Source organism: Curtobacterium sp. MCBA15_007 (assembly GCF_001864905.1).
In the GTDB taxonomy this organism is placed as follows: domain Bacteria; phylum Actinomycetota; class Actinomycetes; order Actinomycetales; family Microbacteriaceae; genus Curtobacterium; species Curtobacterium poinsettiae.
Genome location: NZ_MJGM01000021.1, coordinates 7,779 through 28,491, shown reverse-complemented (window position 1 = coordinate 28,491; position 20,713 = coordinate 7,779). Strand labels below are relative to the sequence as shown.

At 72.8% G+C, this 20,713-nt stretch carries 16 protein-coding genes; 5 read left to right on the top strand and 11 right to left on the bottom strand.

What is annotated here, in order from left to right; translation table 11 throughout:
- Positions 1 to 344: 344 nt before the first annotated feature.
- The 6 genes from BIU95_RS10310 to BIU95_RS10285 form a co-directional block, all read right to left on the bottom strand.
- Positions 345 to 980, bottom strand: a complete 636-nt coding sequence (locus BIU95_RS10310; RefSeq protein WP_017887135.1) for an MBL fold metallo-hydrolase — start codon at positions 978 to 980, stop codon at positions 345 to 347.
- 193 nt (positions 981 to 1,173) lie between these two features.
- A complete protein-coding gene (locus tag BIU95_RS10305) occupies positions 1,174 to 2,181 on the bottom strand; it encodes a LacI family DNA-binding transcriptional regulator (protein ID WP_071251629.1) in 1,008 nt (335 codons plus the stop codon).
- A gap of 21 nt (positions 2,182 to 2,202) precedes the next feature.
- Positions 2,203 to 2,661, bottom strand: a complete 459-nt coding sequence (locus tag BIU95_RS18685; RefSeq protein WP_017887133.1) for a hypothetical protein — start codon at positions 2,659 to 2,661, stop codon at positions 2,203 to 2,205.
- A gap of 5 nt (positions 2,662 to 2,666) precedes the next feature.
- The gene (locus tag BIU95_RS10295) at positions 2,667 to 3,509 is read right to left on the bottom strand and encodes a carbohydrate ABC transporter permease (RefSeq protein ID WP_051067388.1); all 843 of its coding nucleotides are present in this window, start codon (positions 3,507 to 3,509) and stop codon (positions 2,667 to 2,669) included.
- Between the two features lie 65 nt (positions 3,510 to 3,574).
- Positions 3,575 to 4,492 (bottom strand): carbohydrate ABC transporter permease, encoded by a 918-nt coding sequence (locus BIU95_RS10290; protein WP_231564094.1) that lies wholly within the window; start codon positions 4,490 to 4,492, stop codon positions 3,575 to 3,577.
- A gap of 224 nt (positions 4,493 to 4,716) precedes the next feature.
- The gene (locus BIU95_RS10285; protein WP_040419670.1) at positions 4,717 to 6,000 is read right to left on the bottom strand and encodes an ABC transporter substrate-binding protein; all 1,284 of its coding nucleotides are present in this window, start codon (positions 5,998 to 6,000) and stop codon (positions 4,717 to 4,719) included.
- A 291-nt stretch (positions 6,001 to 6,291) separates the two neighbouring features.
- On the opposite strand from BIU95_RS10285, the gene BIU95_RS10280 reads away from it, so the two are divergent.
- Complete coding sequence (locus tag BIU95_RS10280) at positions 6,292 to 7,611, top strand: glycosyltransferase (RefSeq protein ID WP_071251628.1); 1,320 nt, start codon at positions 6,292 to 6,294, stop codon at positions 7,609 to 7,611.
- A 142-nt stretch (positions 7,612 to 7,753) separates the two neighbouring features.
- Here the strand turns inward: BIU95_RS10280 and BIU95_RS10275 are convergent, their stop codons facing one another.
- A complete protein-coding gene (locus BIU95_RS10275; RefSeq protein ID WP_071251627.1) occupies positions 7,754 to 9,064 on the bottom strand; it encodes a glycosyltransferase in 1,311 nt (436 codons plus the stop codon).
- 182 nt (positions 9,065 to 9,246) lie between these two features.
- On the opposite strand from BIU95_RS10275, the gene BIU95_RS10270 reads away from it, so the two are divergent.
- From BIU95_RS10270 to BIU95_RS10255, 4 genes are all read left to right on the top strand, one after another.
- The gene (locus tag BIU95_RS10270) at positions 9,247 to 9,474 is read left to right on the top strand and encodes a hypothetical protein (RefSeq protein WP_071251626.1); all 228 of its coding nucleotides are present in this window, start codon (positions 9,247 to 9,249) and stop codon (positions 9,472 to 9,474) included.
- A 113-nt stretch (positions 9,475 to 9,587) separates the two neighbouring features.
- On the top strand, positions 9,588 to 10,508 hold the full coding sequence (locus tag BIU95_RS10265) for a beta-1,6-N-acetylglucosaminyltransferase (protein ID WP_082509411.1): 921 nt from the start codon (positions 9,588 to 9,590) through the stop codon (positions 10,506 to 10,508).
- Positions 10,505 to 12,010 (top strand): lipopolysaccharide biosynthesis protein, encoded by a 1,506-nt coding sequence (locus BIU95_RS10260; protein WP_083389330.1) that lies wholly within the window; start codon positions 10,505 to 10,507, stop codon positions 12,008 to 12,010. Before BIU95_RS10265 ends, BIU95_RS10260 begins: the two co-directional genes overlap by 4 nt.
- The gene (locus BIU95_RS10255; protein ID WP_071251625.1) at positions 12,007 to 13,191 is read left to right on the top strand and encodes a glycosyltransferase family 4 protein; all 1,185 of its coding nucleotides are present in this window, start codon (positions 12,007 to 12,009) and stop codon (positions 13,189 to 13,191) included. Before BIU95_RS10260 ends, BIU95_RS10255 begins: the two co-directional genes overlap by 4 nt.
- 42 nt (positions 13,192 to 13,233) lie before the next feature.
- Here BIU95_RS10255 and BIU95_RS10250 read toward each other — a convergent pair whose 3' ends face one another.
- The 4 genes from BIU95_RS10250 to BIU95_RS10235 are packed head-to-tail and all read right to left on the bottom strand — an operon-like array spanning position 13,234 to position 20,645.
- Positions 13,234 to 14,226 (bottom strand): glycoside hydrolase family 16 protein, encoded by a 993-nt coding sequence (locus BIU95_RS10250; protein WP_052481845.1) that lies wholly within the window; start codon positions 14,224 to 14,226, stop codon positions 13,234 to 13,236.
- Positions 14,223 to 16,145 carry a PIG-L family deacetylase gene (locus BIU95_RS18940; protein ID WP_071251624.1) on the bottom strand — a complete coding sequence of 641 codons (1,923 nt, stop codon included), beginning with the start codon at positions 16,143 to 16,145 and terminating at the stop codon, positions 14,223 to 14,225. The genes BIU95_RS10250 and BIU95_RS18940 overlap by 4 nt, the downstream gene beginning before the upstream one ends.
- The gene (locus tag BIU95_RS18665) at positions 16,132 to 19,683 is read right to left on the bottom strand and encodes a glycosyltransferase (RefSeq protein ID WP_071251623.1); all 3,552 of its coding nucleotides are present in this window, start codon (positions 19,681 to 19,683) and stop codon (positions 16,132 to 16,134) included. The genes BIU95_RS18940 and BIU95_RS18665 overlap by 14 nt, the downstream gene beginning before the upstream one ends.
- Entirely contained in the window at positions 19,680 to 20,645 is a 966-nt protein-coding gene (locus BIU95_RS10235) for a glycosyltransferase family 2 protein (RefSeq protein WP_071251622.1), read from the bottom strand. Before BIU95_RS10235 ends, BIU95_RS18665 begins: the two co-directional genes overlap by 4 nt.
- Positions 20,646 to 20,713: the final 68 nt, after the last annotated feature.

The following is a 20,713-nucleotide window of genomic DNA, read 5'->3' as shown; positions in this document are numbered from 1 at the left end:
GCCGCTATACGATGGGGCCGTTCCGACAACTCGACAAGTATTGCACAAGCCCTGCATCCGTACCAAAACGGGGCGTGTCGCCCGGGTGCGCCGTCGTGCTGCGCCCGGCATACGGCGCTCGCTGCGCGTGCAGATTCCGACGGAACACCGGTCGAACGACGCGCGTTCTGTCGCAACCTGCACACGCATCCGTTGCGTGCGCATCGAGCGACGAAACACCCGTCGAACGACGCGCAGTCTGTCGCAACATGCGCACGCATCGGTCGCACGGCCGTGGACGCGCCCGCCCCTCGGAAGGGAGGCGCGTGGCGGGCCCGCCACGGGCCTCCCGTCCGCCCGCGCGGTCAGATCGTGAGCGACTCCCCCGGCCGCAGCACGACGAGCGACCCCGCGGGTTCGACGGCCTCGCGCAGCCGCCCCGTGTGCATGTCGTAGCCGATGTCGGAGAGCGTGGCCTCGTGGATCGGGTACGCGCGGGACGGCGCGATCGCGGCGACGGCGTCCATCATCTCGCCGACCTTGAGCCACGGTGCCCCGACGGGCGCTGCGAGGACCTCGACGGGGACGCCCGGGTCCGTGTACGAGTCCCCCGGGTGGAACAGCCGGCCGTTCACGAGCACGCCGGTGTTGTCGACGATCGGCACCGAGGAGTGGATGAGCTGGTGTCGGGTGCCGTGGAAGGAGAGCTCGAACGGGCCGACGGTGCGGTGGTCGCCGTCGGTCACGACCTCGACCGCGATGCCGGAGTCGGCGAGCGCCGCGCGGACGCCTTCGGGGCCGAACACCACGGCGTCGGGGTCGGCGGCGAGGATCCGGTGCAGCTGTTCGGACGTGACGTGGTCCGGGTGCTCGTGGGTCACGACGACGGCGACGACACCCGTGACGTCGACCGGGCGGGTGAAGTTGCCCGGGTCGAGCACCAGGCGGGTGTTGCCCTCGGTGATGATCTGGCAGGCGTGTTCGAGTTTCGTGACCTCCATGCGGGCGAGGCTACGCCGAGCCGATCCGAGCCGAGCGAGGGAGGGCCGCGGGGGCTGCGTCGGCTCGGAACGACATCGCCGTTGTCGTGAGACATCGGGAACGTCGTTCCGAGTCGATCACGCCCACGCCCACGCCCACGCCCACGCCCACGCCTACGCCGCCCACGCCCACGCCACCCACGCGCCGCCGACCTCACCCCGGCGGCGGCCCCGTCGACGCGCGGGCGACCAGGTGCGCCGGTGCCGCCGCGATCGGGCCGGCCACACCGCCGTCGACCTCGGCGAGCACCGCGCGCGCCGCGGTCCGCCCCTGGGCGACCGGGTCCTGCGCGACGGTGGTGAGTCCGACGGTGGCACCGAACTCGTGGCCGTCGATCCCCATCACGGACACGGCTTCGGGCACTGCGAGGCCGGCTCGGTGCGCGGCCAGCAGGACGCCGAGGGCCATCTCGTCCGAGGCGCAGAGCACCGCCGTCGGTCGCGCGGTCGCCGGCTCGGCGAACAGCGCGGCCCCGGCGGCGGTCCCACCGGCGAACGAGAACCGGCCGTCCAGGGACCACCGTTCCGGCACCGCGGACCCCGCCGACCGCACCGCGTCGAGGAACCCGTCCCGACGCAGGTGCGGCACGGCGACGTTCAGGCCGGCCTCGTCCTGGCCGCCCACGTAGGCGATCCGCCGGTGCCCGAGTCCGTGCAGGTGCTCGACGGCGATCCGGGTGACCTCGCGGTCGTCGACGCCCACGTTCCGCAGGCCCGGTGCGGGGCCGCCGATGACGACCATCGGGTGTCGGCTGAGTTCGAGTTCGGCCCGTTCGGTGGCGTCGAGCACCAGGGAGAGCAGCACGAGGCCGTCGACGCGGTGCCGCAGCATCGAGCGCCGGAACGCCCGGTCACGGTCGCCGCCCGGGCCGCCGAGGTTGTAGAGGACCAGGTCGTACCCGGCCTGGCGGAGCTCCGCGTCGACACCGCCGAGCGCCTTCACGTAGAACCATCGGTCGATGACGGGCACGACCACCCCGACGGCGCGCTGACGACCGGTGGCGAGACCGGCCGCCGCCGAGCTCGGGACGTACCCGAGTTCGTCGGCGACCCGGCGCACCTCGTCGATCGTGGTGTCGGCCACGTTCGACATGCCGCGGAGCGCCCGCGACACCGTCGACTTCGACAGCCCCGTGACGGTCGCGATCTCCTGGATCCCCATCGGTGCGACCCGGGAGGCCCGTCAGCCGTCCGTCCCGTGCGTCACGTCCGCCGGTCGGTCGGCCGCAGTGCCGGGGGTTGCGTGCGCGACGGCCGCTGCGGCCCGGCGGGCGCCGTGCGGCGCTCGACGACCGGCTGGTGCGAGCTCGTCCCACCCGCTGTGCCGGTGCACCCGCCCGTCCGCGGAGGGTCGTGGCCGGCGCCGGTGGTCGTCGCCGCGCGCGGTGCGGAACCCAGCGATGGCGGGAGTGGCACCGACACCGTCGACCTCGGCGTGCCGGCGGAGCACCCGCACCCGCCAGCGGTCGAGGGCGACGACGCCGAGCACGCACACCAGCAGGGTGAGCGCCCAGCCGAGTGCCGGTCGCCCGGTGAGCTCGCAGAACACCGTGACGCCGAGGAACAGCACGCCGAACATGCCGACGAAGCCGATCGATTCCTCGATGTGGGCGGTGGGACGGGTGGGTCCGCGCTGGGCCATGGCCGTCAGCCCTTCACGCCGCCGGCGGTGAGCCCCGCCACGATGCGCCGCTGGAAGATCAACACGAGGACCACGAGCGGTATCGTGACGATCGTGCCGGCGGCCATCACCGCCGTGTAGGGCTCCTGGTGCGGCTGCGACCCGGCGAACGAGGCGATCGCCACGGTCACCGGCTGTGTCGCGTCGCTCGAGAGCTGCGACGAGATGAGGTACTCGTTCCAGCTCGAGATGAACGCCAGGATCGCCGTGGTGAACACCGCGGGCGCCGCGAGCGGCAGGATGATCCGCCGGAACGCCTGCACCCGGGTGCACCCGTCGATGCGGGCGGCCTCTTCGAGGTCCCACGGCATCTCGCGGAAGAACGACGCGAGCGTGTACACGGTCAAGGGCAGCACGAACGAGATGCTCGGCAGGATGAGTGCCTGGTACGACCCCATCCAGCCGATGTCGGTGAACAGCTGGAACAGCGGCGAGATGAGGGCGACACCGGGGAACATCGACGCGGCCAGGATCGCACCGGCGATGAACGACTTGCCGCGGAACTCGAGCCGGGCCAGCGCGTACGCCGCCGTGGTGCCGACGAGCAGGGCGATGACGGTCACGGCGACGCCGATGAACACGCTGTTCAGGAGGGCTCGGCCGAGGTGGTTGCCCAGTGCCGTCGAGAACGCGGTCGCGTAGTTGTCGAGGGTCACGTGGGTGAACCACGGGGTGGCGTCGAACGTGTACCCGACCTCGCGGAAGCTCGTGACCACCATCCAGTAGAACGGCAGGAGGCACCAGACGGCGATGACGACGGCCTGCACGGCGGTCCGGAGCTTCGGGCCCGTCTCGCGTCGGACCCGCACGTCGGGACGGTCCGTCGCCCGGTCGCGGGTCGCGGCGGTGCGCCGGGGACGATCTGCTGCGAGGGTCACTTGAGTTCACCCTTCTGCTGGGCTGCCTGCGTCTGCACGACGTTCGCGCCGAGGAACCGGACGAAGACGAACGCGACGATGAAGACGATGAGGAACGTGATGGTGGACAGGGCGGATGCGGCGTTGAACCCCTGCCGGATCTGGTCGACGACCAGCACCGACAGCGACACGGTCGCGTTCCCGGAACCACCACCACCGCCGGTCATGATCGCGATGAGGTCGTAGATGCGCAGGGCATCGAGGACACGGAACAGGATGGCGACCATCAGGGCCGGCCGGACGAGCGGCAGCGTGATGAGGAAGAAGCGTTGGAGCGTCGAAGCGCCGTCCATCTTCCCCGCCTCGTAGACGTCCTCGGGGATGAGCTGCAGGCCCGCGAGGATCAGCAACGCCATGAACGGCGTCGTCTTCCAGGTGTCGGCGATGACGATCGCGAACCGAGACGCCCACTCGTCGGAGAACCAGAGGACCTGGTGCCCGATCACGTGGTTGAGCACGCCGTTCGCGTCGAAGATGAAGTACCAGAGCTTCGCGGTGACGGCGGTCGGGATCGCCCACGGCACCAGGATGGCGGCGCGGACGAGGGCGCGGCCCCTGAAGTTGCGGTTCATGATGATCGCCATCCACAGACCGATGACGGTCTCGAGGACCACTGTCACGATCGTGAAGAAGAACGTGTTCCCGAAGGCGACCCAGAACTGGGAGCCGAGGTTGCCTGGTGGGCACGCGACGTCCCCGCACCGCTGGCCGAGCCAGTGCACGTAGTTCGTGACTCCGGCGAAGCCGCCCTCGACGAACAGACCGGTCGCCTTGTCGAGGCCCTGGTCGAGCTGGAACGACTGGATGACCGCGCTGACCACGGGGTACCCGATGACGACCGCCAGGAGCACGATCGTCGGGCCGATGAGGTACACGGCCCACCGGCCGTGCTCGGCGTTGAGCCCGCCCTTGCGCCGCTGGGGCTTCGGTTCCGTGCCCGTCGGGTTCGGGACGGCTGCGGGGATCTCGGTTGCTGCTGACACGTGTCGGCCTCCTTGCCGGGGGTGTCGGAACGCAAGTGGGGACGGAGGGGAGGCCCGTGGCGGACCCGCCACGGGCCTCCTGTCCGGAAGGTGCGGCGGAAGCCGCGGTGCGGCCGCTAGCTCCCGCTGTCGGTCGCGGCCTTGAGGGCGTCCTGCATGTCCTTCATGGCTTCGTCGACCGACTTCGACCCCTTGAGCGCCGCGTAGGTGTTGTCCTGGATCGCCTTCGTGACGGCCGGGTAGAACGGCGTGACCGGGCGCGGCTCCGCCGACTCGATCGACTTGAGCAGCGTCGGCAGGTAGGGCAGCTGCTTCGTCAGCTCGGGGTCCGTGTAGAGGTCACCGACGACCGGTGCGAGCGAGCCCTGGGTCGCGAAGAACTTCTGCGTCTCGTCCGAGGTCAGGAACTCGAGGAAGTCGTGCGCCGTCGCCTTGTGCTTCGAGTACACGCTGATGGCCGCGTTGTGCCCACCGAGCGTCGAGGCTCCGACGCCGTCGGCACCGGGGATCGGCGCGATGCCGAAGGTGTCCTTGACCTTCGACGAGCCGTCGGTCTTGGCGAGGCTGTAGACGTAGGGCCAGTTGCGCAGGAACAGCAGCTTGCCGTCCTCGAACGCGGTGCGGCCCTGCTCCTCCTGGTAGGTGATCGCCTCGGCCGGGATGTTCCCGTCCTGGAACGCGTCGACCAGGTTCTGCAGACCAGCCTTCGCCTTGTCGGTGTCGACGTCGGGAGCACCGTCGCTGCCGAGCACCGAACCGCCGGAGCCGTTGATCGCCTCGGACGCGTTGACGGTGAGGCCCTCGTACTTCGCGAACTGCCCCGCGTAGCAACCGATGCCGGCGGCCTTCGCGATCGTGCAGTCGTCCATCATCTCCTTCCACGTGGTGGGGGGCGTCTTGACGAGGTCCTTGCGGTAGTAGAGCAGCGCGCCGTCCGAGGTCTGCGGCGCGGCGTAGAGGGTGTCGTTGTAGGTCGCGGTCTTCACCGTCGACGGCAGGAGCTTCGAGGTGTCGAGCTTCATCTCGCCGGTGAGCGGCGTGAGCCACTTCTTCGCGGCGAACTCGGCGGTCCAGACGACGTCCACGTCGACGACGTCGTAGTTCTCGTCCTTGGCCTGGAAGTGCTGCACCAGGTCGTCGTGCTGCTGGTCGGCCTGGTCGGACTGTTCCTTGAAGGTGACCTTCTCGTCCGGGTGGGCCTTGTTCCACTTCGCGATCAGCGGGCGGACGACGTTCGAGTTGTCCTTGCCCTGCACGTAGGTGATGGGTCCGCGGCTGTCCTGGCCGCTCTTGGCGTCGTCGTCCGCCGAACTGCCGCTCGAGCATCCGGTGAGCACGAGCCCGATGACCGCGACCCCCGCAACGGACGCGAACCGCACCCTGGCGCGTGTTGTCTTCACAGCGTTGTCTCCTCGTTGAGATCACCAGGACGGCTCGGTCGGAGCACGACACCGCCGCCCTGGAGCAGGCGACACTGCCTGCTGGAGGAGGAAGCTACGCCCGGTCCGACCGGAGCGCAACCGGTTGCATCGGATCCGTGACCTGAGCGTGACCCATGAGCTTCCCGTGTCTTCCTGGGTGAGCGCTCACCCTCGTCCGGGGCACACGCGCCGTGCGGAACCCCGCACGAACCCCGCCACTGCGCCGATCTCCCGTTGTCGGCCGCTCCGGGCCGTCGTAGCGTCCCGCACATGGCCATCCCCTCCACCGCCGCCACCGTGCCCGCACCGCGCCGGGTGATCGGCGTCGACCTCGACGCCCCGCTCCCCCGGCTCGTCGCCGACGAGACCGGCGCGTCCGCCATGGTGATCGGCTACCGCGGCGGCCACCCCACCGGCACGCTCGACGTGCTGCTCACCGACGACCCCGCCGACGCGGCCCGCGCGCTCGAGGCCCTGCAGGAGACCGTGCTGGCCGACGTCCCCGTCGTGGCCGACGAGGACCTGCCGACCATCTCGGTCGTGGTGTCCACCGTCGTCGACCGCGTCGAGGACCTCGGCAAGCTGCTCGACGTCCTCGAGCACCTGGACTACCCGCGGCACGAGGTCATCCTCGTCGACAACCGGGTGCGCGTCCCCGCCGGTGACGCGCTGCCCGCGATGCTGGCCGGGCGGGACGTCCGTCTGGTCGAGGAACGTCGCCCGGGCCTGTCCGCCGGTCGCAACGCCGGTGTCGCCGCCGCGACCGGCGACGTGATCGCCTTCACCGACGACGACGTCCGCGTCGACCCGCAGTGGCTCCGCGCGATCGGTTCGCGGTTCGTCAGCGAGCCGGACCTGCAGGCCGTCACCGGCGTGATCCTGCCGAGCGAGCTCACCACCCCCGCGCAGATCTGGTACGAGGCGTACTACGGCGGGTTCAGCGCCGAGCGCACCTTCTCGCCCGTCACGATCGTCCCCGAGGACGTCCCCGGCACCATGCGGCACGCCCGCGTCCGTGCCCTCACCCCGTCGGGCCAGGTGCTCAAGCGCTTCGCGGTCTACGGCATCGGGGCGTACGGCGCCGGCGCGAACATGGCCTACCGACGCACCCTGATCGACACCGTCGGTGGCTTCGACCCCACGCTCGGCGCCGGCTCCCCCGCCCGCGGCGGTGAGGACCTGGCGATGTTCGTCGAGACGCTCTGGCGCGGCGAGAGGATCGGCTTCGAACCCCGCGCGGTCGTGCACCACCGGCACCGTCAGACCATCGAGGACCTGCACAAGCAGCTGCACGGCAACGGCGTCGGGTTCACCGCGCTGATGTTCGCGCTCGCCGCGAAGGACAAGCGGCACGTCGCCGTCCTCGCCCGCCTGATGCCGCTCGCCGCGAAGGTCAAGTCGAAGCAGATGGTGTCCCGTCTCGCCGGGCGCCGCGACGCCGCCACCGAGGTCACGAACGAGGCCTCGACCACACGCATCCCGAAGACCCTGGCGTACCACGAGCTGCGCGGCTTCCCCGCGGGTCCGGCCGCCTGGTTCCGGAGCCGTCGTCGCTGGCGCGACGTCGAGGCGGGACGGTTCCGGCCCTAGCCGGTCCCCCGCGCGGAACGGGAGGCCCGTGGCAGCGTCGCCACGGGCCTCCCGTCCGTTCTGCCGCGCACGCGGAACGCGACAGAGCACGCGTCGATCGACGCGTGCTCTGTCGCAAAGCCGGTGCCGGCGTGCCCGCGCCTCAGCGCGCAGTCAGCCGCCCGGCCACGTACCGCCACGGCCCGCCCAGCGCGGCCACGAGTTCAGCGCGCTTCAGCCCGCGCGTCGCCTCGGTGAACTCGGCGTCCACGGGCCAGCCGCCGATCGCGTCGACCGGGCGATCGTCCGCTCCCTGCCCCAGGGCACCGAGCCGCCGCACCGCCCCGGCCGCCCGCCGCAGCACCGCGAACGCGGTCGACGGCCGCAGGACGAGCTTCGTCACCCACGCGCCGAGGCCCGTGCCGTAACCGATGGCCTGCGACCGCAGGGCGGCACGGTCCTTCCGGTGTTCGTGCCACACGACGGCCGAGGGCTCCACGGCGAGCGCCCCACCGGCGAGCAGGACCCGGGTGAACAGGTCGGGGTCCTCGCCGGCCCGGGCCCGGGTGCCTGGGCCGAGGGCGACGTCGAAGCCGCCGAGCTGGCGGACCGCGTCGCGGCGCACGGACATGTTGGCCCCCGTGCCGAAGGCCCCGACGGTGAACGGGAACAGGGGTTCGTCGACCGGAGGGCTCGCCGTGCGGAGGACCCGGCGCTCGAGGTTCCGGGCCCAGGTGACCCGCTCGTCGAAGTAGCGCTGCGTGGGGGTGCGGAGCTCGCCGCTCGGTACCAGTCCGGTAACGCACCAGACGTCGCTGTCCCGCTCGTAGGCGGCGGCGATGGCGGCCATCCAGCGCGGGTCGGCGACGACGTCGTCGTCGATGAAGGCGACGACCGTGCCGGACGCGAGCGCGAGGCCGGCGTTGCGGGCACGCGAGACTCCGGCGCGGGGCTCGAGGACGTAGTGCACCCGCGGGTCACCGAGCGCGGCGACGACGTCGCGCGTCCCGGTCGTGACCGGCGCGTTGTCGACGACGAACACCTCGAAGTCGTCGTACGCCGACGCCAGGACGGACCGGACGGCGCGGTCGAGTGACGCGGCGCGTTCGCGCGTGCCGATGACGACCGAGACGCGTGCGCCGGATGCGGGCGCGTCGACCGCGGGGCCCGGTGCCGGCAGTCGGCGCAGGACGGGTCCCAGCTCGGCCGGGTCCACCGCCCCGCCCTCGTCGACGCGCACGTCCACGAACCCGGCGACGTCGTCGCCGTCACGGACCATCAGTCGTGCCCGGCGGAAGCCGGTGGCGCCGGCCAGCTGGACGGTGTCCGCGGCGAGCGCGGCGGACCGGTCGACGGCACCGACCCAGGCGGCTCCGGCCCAGGTGGGGGCGTGGGTCGAGGGCATCGCGGGCATCGCGGGCATCGCGGGCTCGAGTGTCAGGGCTCGGGCCGCGGTGGTGGTGTGGTCGGTCATGCTCGTCCCGTCGGGCCGGTCTCATCGGGTGGACCTGGCCATGGTCACCGGCCGACGACAGGGGGTCAACGGCGTTGCTCGGAGGATGCGGGGAGCCTGCGGTTTGCCGCCAGTAGAGTGGCGAACACGCCGGGTGATCGCCCCGGTGCGCACCGGCTGCTCGCCGAGCACGAGGAGGACGCATGCCCCAGGCTCGCACGACGGCCCGGCCCGGCCCGATCAGGCGTCCGCGGACGCAGTTGCACCTGGTGCCCGAGACCTCGGGGGGTCTCCTCACGCTCGTGGCCGACGACGACGCGACCGAGTCCGGCTGCTCGAGCTGCGGGCACGCCGAAGGGGCGCACGAGCACTACCGTCCCGGCACCGACTGCGCCCTCTGCGACTGCCCGAAGTTCCGCCGCAGCCGCTGACCGGCCCCGCGTCCGATCGGTCCGAGCGGCCGGTCTGCGGGAAACCGCCGTTCCCCCGCACCCGCCCCTGACCGGCCTTGTCGGGGTTCCCGGGCCCGCTTAGCGTCGCGGACATGGCCATCTCCCCCACGCCGCTCGCGTGCATCGTCCTCGCCCACGAGGACCCGACGCACGTCCGTCGGCTCGTGGCGGCGCTCGACCCGTTCCCGGTGTTCCTGCACTGCGACGCGAGCACCGACGATGACGCGTTCGCAGCGATGACGGCCGACCTGCCCGAGCGGGTCCGCGTGCTGCCCCGGATGCGCACCGGCTGGGCGAAGTGGGAGAACGTCGCGGCCGAGGTCGCAGGCTACCGTGCTGCCCTCGCGGAGACCGACGCGACGCACGTGGCCGTGCTGACCGGCAGCGACTACCCGTTGGCCGGTGCCGCGGAGATCGCCGCGGTCATGACGGCGAACCCCGGTCGGTCGTTCGTCGACGTGCAGCCGCTCCCGCACCCCGCGTGGGGTCGTGACGGTGGCCGTTCCCGCGTGCGTTTCCGGCACTGGGCGTGGCGGAAGCACATGCTGCGCCTGCCGATCCCCCGCAGGGCGCCGCGCGGCGTCGTGTTCGGCGGTGGCTCGCAGCTCAAGGTCCTGGCGCGGCACCATGCGCAGGGCGTCGTCGACGTGGTCGACGTCCGGCCGGACCTGGTGACCTTCTGGGAGCGTGTGTGGATCGGTGACGAGACCTTCGTGCCGTCGGTGTTGCTGACCCCGGCGTTCACCCCCGACTTCGCCGACGCCCACGTCGCGCACCCGCTGTGGTGGATCGGGTGGGACGGCACGAAGCAGAAGAGCCCGCCGTGGCTCGGGATCGAGGACGCCGGACGGGTGCTGGAACGCCGTGCCTCGGCCGACCAGTCCGCCCCGTTCCTGTTCGCCCGCAAGTTCTCGACGGAACGCAGCGGCGACCTGCTCGACGTCGTCGACGCCGCCTTCGGGCTGCGCACCGGTGCCCGACGCGACGACGAACCGGCGGTGGTGTCGCGGTGACCGTCCCCCAGACCCGACGCGAGGCCCGTGCAGCCGAGGCCGCCGTCGAGCAGCCCGCCTCGCCCGGAGCGCTCTCCACGGACACCGGTTCGACGGCGGTGGCCCGCGGCTCGTCGGTGCTGTTCGGACGCGGCCTGCTCTACGTCGTGGTGTGGTCGATGCAGCTCGTCGTGAGTTCGCTCATCTCGCCCGTCCTGGCGCACCTGATGCCACCGGCCGAGTTCGGTGTGCTGGCCTCGGCGATCGCGCTCTACCAGGCGCTCGTGGTCGTCGCGGTGTGCGGCATCGACCAGGCGGCGGTGCTGCAGCGGGCCGAGGACGGCGACGACCGACGGGCGCGCGGCCTGCTGTTCGTCGGCATGGTCACCGCCGTCACCGTCACGGTGTTCGCACTCGTCTCGATCCCGCTGTGGGGGGATGCCGCGGGCTTCGTCGACCAGCACCCGCTGCTCCTGGTGGCCGTCCTGTGGACCGGGCCCGCCGCGATCGTGCAGCTCTCCCTCGCCCTGCTGGTGGCGCAGGACCGCATCCGGGTCTTCGCGGTGACGAGCCTGCTGTCGTCGGTCGGCGGGTCGGTCATCGGCCTCGGGCTGCTGGCCGCCGTGCACGCCGACGCCACCACCTACGCCTGGGGCGGCGTCGTCGCCCAGGGCGTCGCGATGGTCATCGGCATCGTCGCGACCAGGCCCCGGTTCCGTGGCCTGTTCGACCACCGCACCACCGCTCGCGCCTTCCGGCTGGGCGTCCCGATCGCGCTCGGCAGCCTGTCGTACTTCGTCCTGAACGCCGGCGACCGGCTCGTCGTGCAGCGCCTGCTCGGTGCCGACGAGGTCGCCCGCTACCAGATCGCCTACGTCGTCGGGTCCGCGGTCATCCTGCTGCTGACCTTCACGAACCAGGCGTGGGCACCGCACTTCGCCGCCCTCCGCGACGCCGTCGCCCGTCGTCGGCTCGCGATGCACGCCCGCGACGAGCTCTACGTGCTCCTCGCCCCCGTGCTCCTCGCCGTGACGCTCGTGTCGCCCGTGGCCCTGCCGATCCTCGCGCCGGCCTCCTACCGCGTCGAGTCGCTCACCGTCGTCGTGTTCGTGGTCGCCCTGACCGCGTTCCCCGTGGTCGCGAGCGGCGCCACCGGCCGACTGCTGCTGGTGGAGCGCCGCGGCGTGACCGTGGGAGTGATCGGTGCGGTCGCCGGTGTCGTCAACATCGCCGCGAACCTGGTGCTCGTGCCGCTGACCGGCATCGTCGGCGCCGGCATCGCGACCGTGATCGCCTACGGGATCCTCGCCGTCCTGCAGCAGGCGGCGCTCCCGGACCGCCGCGAGTGGCGGGGGCCCGGACGCCGGGTGCTGCTGGCCGTCGGCATCGCCCTGGTGCTCGCCGCGGCGTCGCTGCTGGCACCACAGGACCTCACCTGGAACATCGTCAGGGTCATCGGTGTCGTCGCCTGCATGCCCTGGTTCTTCCGTCGACTGCAACTCGCCCGCGGAGGCTCGGCATGACCAGTCCCACCGCCCACCGCACACTCCGTGTCGTCGTCGCCACGAACGGGCTCACCATCACCGGCGGCGTCGAGCGCTGCGTCCTCGAGGACGTCGGCGAGCTCGTGTCCGCTGGGCACGACGTCGAGGTCTGGCACCGCCCTGCGCCGACCGGTCGCCCGGACGACGGCCGTGCCCCCTTCGACCGTCTCGGTGTCCGGCTCCGCCCAGCACGGGACTACTCCTTCTCGGTGCGGACCGCACCGCGGGACCTGCTGCGCTTCGTCGGCGAGGGCCTCCGCCTCCGCCGGTCCCGCCCCGACGTCCTCTGGCTGAACCGGCCGGAGTTCCTGCCGTGGGGCCGCGTCGTGTCGTTCGTGTCCGGCGTCCCCCTCGCGGTGCACCTGCACCACGCCCCGAACTACCGCCGCCTCGGGCCGTTCGCGGGGGGCCGGACGCGGTTCTTCGCGGTCTCCACCGCGATGGCGCGGGCCTGGACGGCGGCCGGGGCACCGGCCGACCGCATCGACGCGGTGCCGAACGGCGTCGACACCTCGGCCTTCCCGCTGGCCACGCCCGCCAGCACCCGCCGCGCCCGTGCGGCGCTCGGCATCGACGACGACCGCCCCGTGGTGCTCCACTACGGTCGCCTCACGCGTTCGAAGGGCGTGCTCGCCCTCCTGGAGGCCTGGGGGCGCGTCCACGCGTCGACCCGCGTCCTCGTCGGGCACGGCACACCGCCCGCCCCGGCCCCGGTGCTCGTCCTCGCCGGAGCGCTCTCCGCCGCCGACGCCCCCGCGGTGCGCCGCGCGATCGCGGCGCTGCCACCGGGGTCCGTCATCGTGGTGCCGGAGCGCGACGACGTCGTCCCCGTGCTGCACGCCGCCGACGTCGTGGTGGCGCCCTCCATCGAACCGGAGGGCTACGGCCGCGTCGTCGTCGAGGCGATGTCGACCGGCCGCCCCGTCGTCGCGGCCGCATCGGGCGGCACCGCCGAGATCCTGCGCGGCGAGTGGGCCCGGTTCACCGTCGAACCGACCGACACCGACGCGCTCGCCGACACGCTGATCGAGGCACTGCACGCGAGCGGCACCGAGCCAGGCCTGGCGGACCGCTGCCGAGCCTGGGTACGGGACCACCACGGCCGTGACCGTCACGTCGCGGCGCTGCTGCAGGCACTCCGCGACCACGCGGAGCACTGAGCGTCGACCACGCCCCGGTCTCGGTGCGGGGTCCGGAGCAGCTCAGTCGGTCGGGGCGTCGGACGGCAGCGTCGCCGCGGGCGCGGCCCCGGCAGACGGCACGTCGATGGTCAGCCAGTCGATGAGCAGCGAGCCCTCGGCGTCGGCGGGCGGGTCCCCACCGTTCGAGCCCGCCTGGACGACCAGGTGCATCGGTGCCGTCGGGATGTTCTCCGTCGTGGTGCCGACGACCTCGTCGTCGACCAGGAACGACATCCGCTCGGGCGTCCACTCGATCGTGTAGGTGTGCCAGTCGGCCAGCGAGGCCGAGGTCTGCTCGTGGACGCACTTCTCGGCCGGATCGGACAGGCAGTGCACGTTGAGCCAGGCCGGCGCACCGAGTGCCCCCTCCGGGAAGTCGATCTCACCGTCCGACCACAGGTTCTGATCGCTCCACAGCAGGACGGCGACGCCGTACCCGTCGACCTCGTCGCTCTTCATCCGGATGCTGTAGCGGCCGGAGGTCTGTCCGCCCCAGTGCCCGTCGACGAGCGGCACCACACCGCCGGCGAGCGGGACACCGGCGCTGGTGGTCCGGAGTCGCACGTCGAGCAGGCCGTCGTGCGTGGACAGCGTCGACGCCTGGTACCGCCCGGTCCCCGCGGTGTCCGCGAAGCCGTGGTACGCGACGAAGCGCTCGGCGTACCGCGACTCGAAGGTCCGGTTCGTGGCGGTGTCGGCGAAGTCCTCGCCGAACACCCGGGTCCACCCGGCCGGCTGGTCGGAGGGCATCGAGACGCCACTGGGATCGTCGAGGGTCACGTCGTCCCCGTTCGCGGTGGTGGTGGCGGTCGCGGTGCCGGCGACGATGCCGGCGGCGGCCAGGAGCGCACCGGCGGCGAAGGCGGCGCGTCGTGCGCGGCGGCGCGGCGGGCGGTGCCGGGACAGGCCGCGTCCGTGTGCCGGTGCCGCGCCGTTGGCCGACGCCGCGTCGTCGGCGACGTGTTCCGACCACGTGGGGCGGGCCTCCTGGCGGTCCCCCTGGTCGTCGGTCATCCGGTCGTCCAGGCGCGGAGCTCGGAGAGTCCGACGTTGCCGGTGCTGTCCGAGACGCCCGTCACCGTGAAGCGCACCCACGAGACGCTGCGCGGGGTGAAGTCGACGGTCAGGGCGTCGCCGCCGTCCGGCAGGGAACCGACCGCGACCTGACTGCCGTCCGAGAACGTCAGGATCCCGCTGGTGACCTGGTCGGCGCTGTTCGGACGGTCGTGCAGCACGATCCGGCCGAGGCGCTGCGAGGCGGCCCAGTCGAGCTGGATCCAGACGCCGGTCCGCCCCCACGGGGCGACCCACTCGGCGGTGGTGTCGGCGGGGTAGCCCGAGACGACCCCGTCGACCGCCTTGTCGACCGTCTGCCCGGTGGACGCGTCGTCCCACGCGGCCGTCGGCACGGCCGAGGCGGTGACGTCGGATGCCGTCGGCGTCGGATCCGGGGTCGGCGTCGGGGTCGGGGTCGGCGTCGGCGTCGGCGTCGGCGTCGGCGGCGGCTCCGGGGCGAACGCCCGGATCTCGGCCAGACCGACGTTCCGTGTCGTCCGGCTCACCGAGCCGACGGTGAACCGGACCCACGTGACGTGGCGCGCAGCGAACGCCACGCGCTGCACGGCACCGCCGTCGTCGAGCGCCGGGACGGCCACGCTCGAGCCGTCCGAGAAGGTCAGCGTGCCGCCGGTGACCCGGTCGTCCCCGTTCGGCCGGTCGGCGAGGTCGACCTCGTGCAACGTGGTACCCGCGGCCCAGTCGAGCTGGATCCACGTCCCGACGCCGCCCCACGGGGCAGCCCACTCGGCCGTCGGGGCGTCCGGGTAGCCACTGACGACGCCGTCGACGGCCTTGGCGGCGGTCTGGCCGTCGGCCGGGTTCTCGGCGCTCGCCGTGACCGATGCGCCGGAGGTGACGTCGGTGCCGTGCTCGGGCAGCGGGTCCGTCGGCGGTTCGGTGGACGACCCGACGGTGTACTGCCGGCTCAGCCAGGAGCCCTCGGGGCGGGACGCGCACGCCGAGGTCGACGCGCAGGTCTCCCCGTCGTGCGCCGCGTAGGCGAAGAACGCCGCCGACTTGGCCGCGGTCTGTGCCGCCGTCAGGTTCGAGGGTCGGTCCGCGATCGGGTAGCCGAGGTACCCCGTGAAGGTGTGGGACGTCGCCGACGCGGCCTGGGCCTCGGCAGCCAGGTAGGCGACGGTGTGGTGGTCACTGTGGTCGCCGTCACCGTAGAACCCGCCGTGGTCGAGGGTGTGGACCTCGGTGGGCGCGTAGTCGGTGAACAGTCCGCCGACGGTCGCGCGCAGGTCGGCGAGGGAGTACGACGCCGGCTGCGACGCGTCAGCGACGGTGTGGATCGTCGGGATGTGGCCCTGGTACAGCTTCTCGAGGCTCTCGTCGTCGTCGGCCGCGAAGCCCGAACCGTCGACGTCGCCGTCCGGCAGCTGGAGGAACACCAGGCTGAGCGCCGGGTCGGTGGCCAGGGTCTCGGTGTGCAGTGTGCGTCCCGCGACGGTGGCCTGTCCGGTCGTCCAGACCGGGTCGACGCCGGCGATCTCGGCGTAGGACGCCATCAGCCCGTCCTGACGCGCCTGCCAGTACCAGGCGGGCTTGCCGGCGTCGCCAGCGGTGACGACCACGGAGCGGACGCACTTGCCCGCGTCGACGTCCGCACGGAGTTCGGTGCCGGAGAACAGCAGGTCGTCGTCGGCGTGCGCCACCAGGGTGAGGACACGACCGGCGCTGCAGTCGACACCGGCCGGGCCGGGCACCGCCGGACCACCGCCCTCGGAACGGCTGGTCGGCGTCGATGCCGCAGCACCCGTCGCGTCGAGGGCCGGGGCGGCGAGCGCCACCAGCGCGAGGACCGCCGCGGCGGACGCGGCACCGATGCGCCACGCCCGCCCGGTCCGCCGACGGTCAGTCCGCGGCATGGGCGAGGCCCGCCTGCGTGATCCGGTAGACCGTCGTGGTGCCGGAGCCCCACACACGCTTCCAGTACGGCGAGTCGGCCATGGCTGCCCGGAGCCGCTGGTAGTCGGCCTCGGTCTGGTACCCGTAGCGCTCGTCGTAGGCGCCGAACGGCTCCGCGACCATGGCGTAGTACTGCGTGGCCGGCCACTCGAGCACCAGCGAACGGGTCATCTCGGAGACGTCGTCGACGGCGTCGTAGCCCCGGGGTCCCGGGTAGTCGCCGAGCACCTCGCGGGACAACCAGCCCACGTCGAAGTAGCGCGACCCGGTGTTGCTGGGGACGGCGTTCGCCGAACCGGTCAGCAGCATGACGGAACCCTTCGGGGCGGTGGCGTCGTAGAACTGCGTCGCGGCGGACTGGCTGCGCGGGGGCACGCGGTTCCAGTCGAGGGCGGTCTGGCCGAAGGCGCCGACGGCGACCATCGCGGCCACGGCGGCGGCGGCGAAGACGGCCGTGACCGCCGTCGGTCGGAAGGTGCGCTCGAGCAGCTCACCGGCCCACGCGAAGCGGCCGCTCGGCCTCGGCAGGCCGGCCGCCAGGATCGCGATCCATGGTGTCGCGAACAGCACGACCCGGAAGATGCCCTCCTGGCCGTAGTTCGTCGCGACGAGCAACGAGATCGGGCTCGCGGCGGCGGTGAGCAGGCCCCAGTGCACGCGGTCACGACGCATGAGCACGGTGAGCACCGCCACGAGGCCGAGCACGATGAGTGCCACGGCCGGCACGTCGAACGCGAGCCGGGTGACGAGCGGTTTCGGCAGCACCGTCATGTCGTGCGACGGCGGCTGCACGTTGTCGAGCACCTTGCCGACCGCCGCCAGGGACAGGAACTTGCCGAGCACGTCGCCGTTCAGCATCGCGAACCCGATCGCCGGCACGAGCACGACGACGGGCAGCCACCAGGGGCGGAGCAACCGGAACACGACGAGGGTCACGAGCGCCGCGACCGTCAGGTAGGGCGAGATCTGGTGGGTCACGACGAGCACGATGCCGATCGCCGTGATCGCGATGATCCGGGACAGGCCGACACGGCGTGGACGGAGCACGGTGGTCCGCAGGCCGTCGTCGGTGGTCACGGCGGTCCGGCGCAGCGGGCCGACGGCGAGCACCAGGATCACCAGGGACATCAGGATGCCGACGGACTGGGGCGAGAAGTACGTCGTGTTGAGCGAACCGGTCATCGCCGTCAGGAACGCGGCGATCCACGGACGACGGTTGCCCGGCAGCCAGTTGGCGGCCAGGACACCGACCGCGATCGTCGTGCTGAAGGCGAGCAGGACGGGGACCCACGCGGCGATGGTCATGGCGTTGTCGATGCCGCCGACGTCCGCGACCCAGGCGCCACCAGCGAACAGGCCGGACCACGTCTGGAAGATGTCGGCCGTGGGGTTCGTCCCGCCCCAGCGTCGGATGTACTCCAGGACTCCGATGTGCCGGGCGGCCGCCATCACGGTCGGCATGCCGTAGGTGATCGCCTGGGCGAGCTGGATGCTCCCACCGAGCACCACGACGGGGACCGCGAGTCCGCGGCCGCGCACCACGGCGACGACGGCGGCCGCGACGACGATCGCGAGGCCGATCACCAGGCCGGGGCCCAGCGATCCGAACAGGCCGTCGGGCACCGGATCGCCGACGTGGGTCAGCGCGGCGACGACGATGACGAGCAGACCGGCCACCGAAGCGGCGGTCACGGTGTGCGTCGGTGACCACCGGCGCGCCGGTGCGGCACCGTCGGTGGGCAGCAGGCGGGCGCGCCGGAGTTCGGCGAGGTCCCGCGGCACCGCGATCGCCAGGGCGAGGGCGGTGAGCACGACGACCCCGACGAACGGCACCGTCGGTTCCCAGATGCGGAACGTCGCCATCGTGTAGCCGATCGCGATCGTGCCGACCAGCGACGCCGTGACGGCGAAGACGCTGAACCGGGCGAGCGGCATCGGACGGACGAGCAGGAGCGGTGCGACACCGAGCAGCGCGAACAGGAAGACGCCGATCGCGCTCCCCCGCAGCACCGGCAGGTCACCGACGGCGCCGACGACCGCGACGAGCAGCGTCGCGGTGACGAGCCCCGCGGCGCTCAGCCGGGTGAGCGGCCCCATGGCGTCCGCCACCACCGGGCGGCCCGAGCGGGTACCGGCCAGGCCGTGCCGGAGCTCGTGACGACCGCGTGCGGTGCGGTCGATGGTGCCGCCACCCCGCAGGCGTTCGACGAGCGCCAGGACGGGTGCGGTGAGCACCGACCGTCGTTCGACGCCCCGCAGCCGCCGTTCGGTCGCGGCGAACTCCGCGTCGACCGGGTCCGTCGCGCGGGCCCGGTCCGTGCCGGTGTCCCCGGCGACGTCCGACGCACGGTCGCCCTGTTCGAGACCGAGCCGGGCGAAGGCGTTGATCGCCTCGGGGGCCGCGTCCACCGAAGCGGTGAAGGTGTCGCGGTCGAAGGCGTTCTTGGTCATCCAGGCTCCGAGTCCGTGGCCGTGGGCAGCGGCGGCCGCGCGGAGCGACGCGACGTCGTCCGCCGATCGCTGCCACGCGATGGCGGCCGGTTCGACGGCGATCGCGGATCCGGCGAACAGCAGTCGTGTGAAGAGGTCGAGGTCGTCGCCGCCACCGACGCTGGTGCCGGGACCGAAGGCGGTGTCGAACCCACCGATCCGGAGCGCGGCCGCACGGCGGACGGCGAGGTTCGCGCCGGTGCCGTACGCGGCGGCGGCGAAGGGGTGCAGCGGCAGGTCGTCCACCGCGTCGTCGAGCCGGAACACCCGACGACGGACGGTGCGCGCCCCCGGGGTGTGGGCGTCGTGCCAGCGCTGTGCCGGGGTGCGGAGTTCCGCACTCGGCACGAGACCGGTGACGCAGTCCACGTCGTCAGCGGCCGCGAAGGCACGGGCGACGGCGTCGACCCAGTCACCGTCGACGACGGCGCCTTCGTCGACGAACGCGACGACCTCGCCCGAGGCGGCGAGCAGACCGGCGTTCCGCGCGGCGGCGAGCCCCTCACCCGGCGCGGCGATGGTGGTGACCCGGCGTCCGCCGATGTCGACCGTCGCCACGCCCTCGTCGTCGGCACCGCGGGAGACGACCACGACGTCGAAGTCGGGGTACCGGTTCGCCAGCACCGAGCGCATGGTCGTGCCGGCGGCGCCGTCCGTGCAGAGCACCACGGTGACGGACGGCAGCACCAGACCTGCTGCCGGCCGACGCTCGGGGGCCGGCATGGGCCGGATCGCGCGCTGCAGCGCACGGACGTCGATCGTGCCGCCGATGCGGCGGCGTTCGGTGATCTCGGTCTCGACGAAGCCGAGCGGCTCACCGCGGTCGCGGACGAGCAGCCGGGCACGCCCGTACCCGGCCGATCCCTGCAGGGCGATGACGTCCCGGTGGCTCGACGCGTGCACGTCGGCCCGGTCCACCTCGCCGATCCAGAGCGCGCCGTCCCACGTGGGGACGAGCGGTCCGCTCACGATCGGCGAGAGGACCATCGCCAGGGTCGCGCGGGTCACGGCGTCCCCACCGTCTGCGGGAGCGGGGCGGGTGCCGGCGGGGTCCGCACGACGAGGGTGCCGAGGACCCGGCCGACGGCGTAGCCCGCGACCGTCGAGACGACGGAGAGCGCGATGGCGTACGCCCGCAGGCCTCCGCCACGACCGACGTGGCGGAGTTCCCGCAGCACGGCGCCCGGGATCACACGGGTCAGGTAGGTCGACTCGCTGGCGAGCGAGTCCCCCGTGCCGACCCGGCGGCTCAGGACGGCCTTCGAGATGCCCTCGTAGTAGCTGCGACGACGCAGGTACCGCATGGTGACACGGTCCGGTGAGACCCGGTGCGACACGTTCGACCGCGGTTCGTGGCGGATCCGCGCACCCGGACGGGCCTGGGCGATGCGGATGCAGAGCTCGGTCTCCTCGCACCCGAGCGGCTGGTTGCCGACCCGACCGATGCCGGAGCGGAACCCGCCCGCGAGCAGGATCGCGTCGCGGCGGAAGGCCATGCTCGAGCCGATCACGTTGCGGACGTCGCCGGGGGTCTCCGGCAGGCCGCGGTACGAGCAGCCGACGATCCAGAGCAGCTCGTCGGCGTACGGGCCGGCGCCGGTGGCGGTCGGCCAGGACGGGGTGGCGCGGCCCCCGACGCCGACGACCTCGGGGTCCTCGAGCGCGGTGAGCATGTGCCCGAGCCAGTCCGGGTCCGCCGTGGCGTCGTCGTCCAGGAACGCGACGACGTCGGCGTCCGTCAGGGCGACGCCCGTGTTCCGGGCACCGGACAGCCCGCGGTCCTCGGTGTTCGGGACGATGCGGAGTCCGGGCCAGCGGGCCGCGGCGCGCAGCAGGAGCTCGGGCTCGTGGTCGATCACGACGACGACCTCGGGCGCCTCGGGCTGACGCCTGGCCGACTCGACGCTGTCCTGCAGGTCGCCCCAGCGCTGCTGGGTGTAGGCGCAGATGACGACCGCGACGCTCGTCACGCGACGTCCTCTTCGAGGATGCCGGCGGTCGCGGCGACGGGGGTGCCGACCGGAGCGTGCCCGGCGGC

Coding starts and splice junctions, on each gene's coding strand:
- BIU95_RS10305 (WP_071251629.1), bottom strand. CDS start 2,181: ATGGGGATCCAGGAGATCGCGACCGTCACGGGGCTGTCGAAGTCGACG.
- BIU95_RS18940 (WP_071251624.1), bottom strand. CDS start 16,145: ATGCCGCGGACTGACCGTCGGCGGACCGGGCGGGCGTGGCGCATCGGT.
- BIU95_RS10255 (WP_071251625.1), top strand. CDS start 12,007: ATGACCAGTCCCACCGCCCACCGCACACTCCGTGTCGTCGTCGCCACG.
- BIU95_RS10250 (WP_052481845.1), bottom strand. CDS start 14,226: ATGACCGACGACCAGGGGGACCGCCAGGAGGCCCGCCCCACGTGGTCG.
- BIU95_RS10310 (WP_017887135.1), bottom strand. CDS start 980: ATGGAGGTCACGAAACTCGAACACGCCTGCCAGATCATCACCGAGGGC.
- BIU95_RS10280 (WP_071251628.1), top strand. CDS start 6,292: ATGGCCATCCCCTCCACCGCCGCCACCGTGCCCGCACCGCGCCGGGTG.
- BIU95_RS10270 (WP_071251626.1), top strand. CDS start 9,247: ATGCCCCAGGCTCGCACGACGGCCCGGCCCGGCCCGATCAGGCGTCCG.
- BIU95_RS10265 (WP_082509411.1), top strand. CDS start 9,588: ATGGCCATCTCCCCCACGCCGCTCGCGTGCATCGTCCTCGCCCACGAG.
- BIU95_RS18685 (WP_017887133.1), bottom strand. CDS start 2,661: ATGGCCCAGCGCGGACCCACCCGTCCCACCGCCCACATCGAGGAATCG.
- BIU95_RS10275 (WP_071251627.1), bottom strand. CDS start 9,064: ATGACCGACCACACCACCACCGCGGCCCGAGCCCTGACACTCGAGCCC.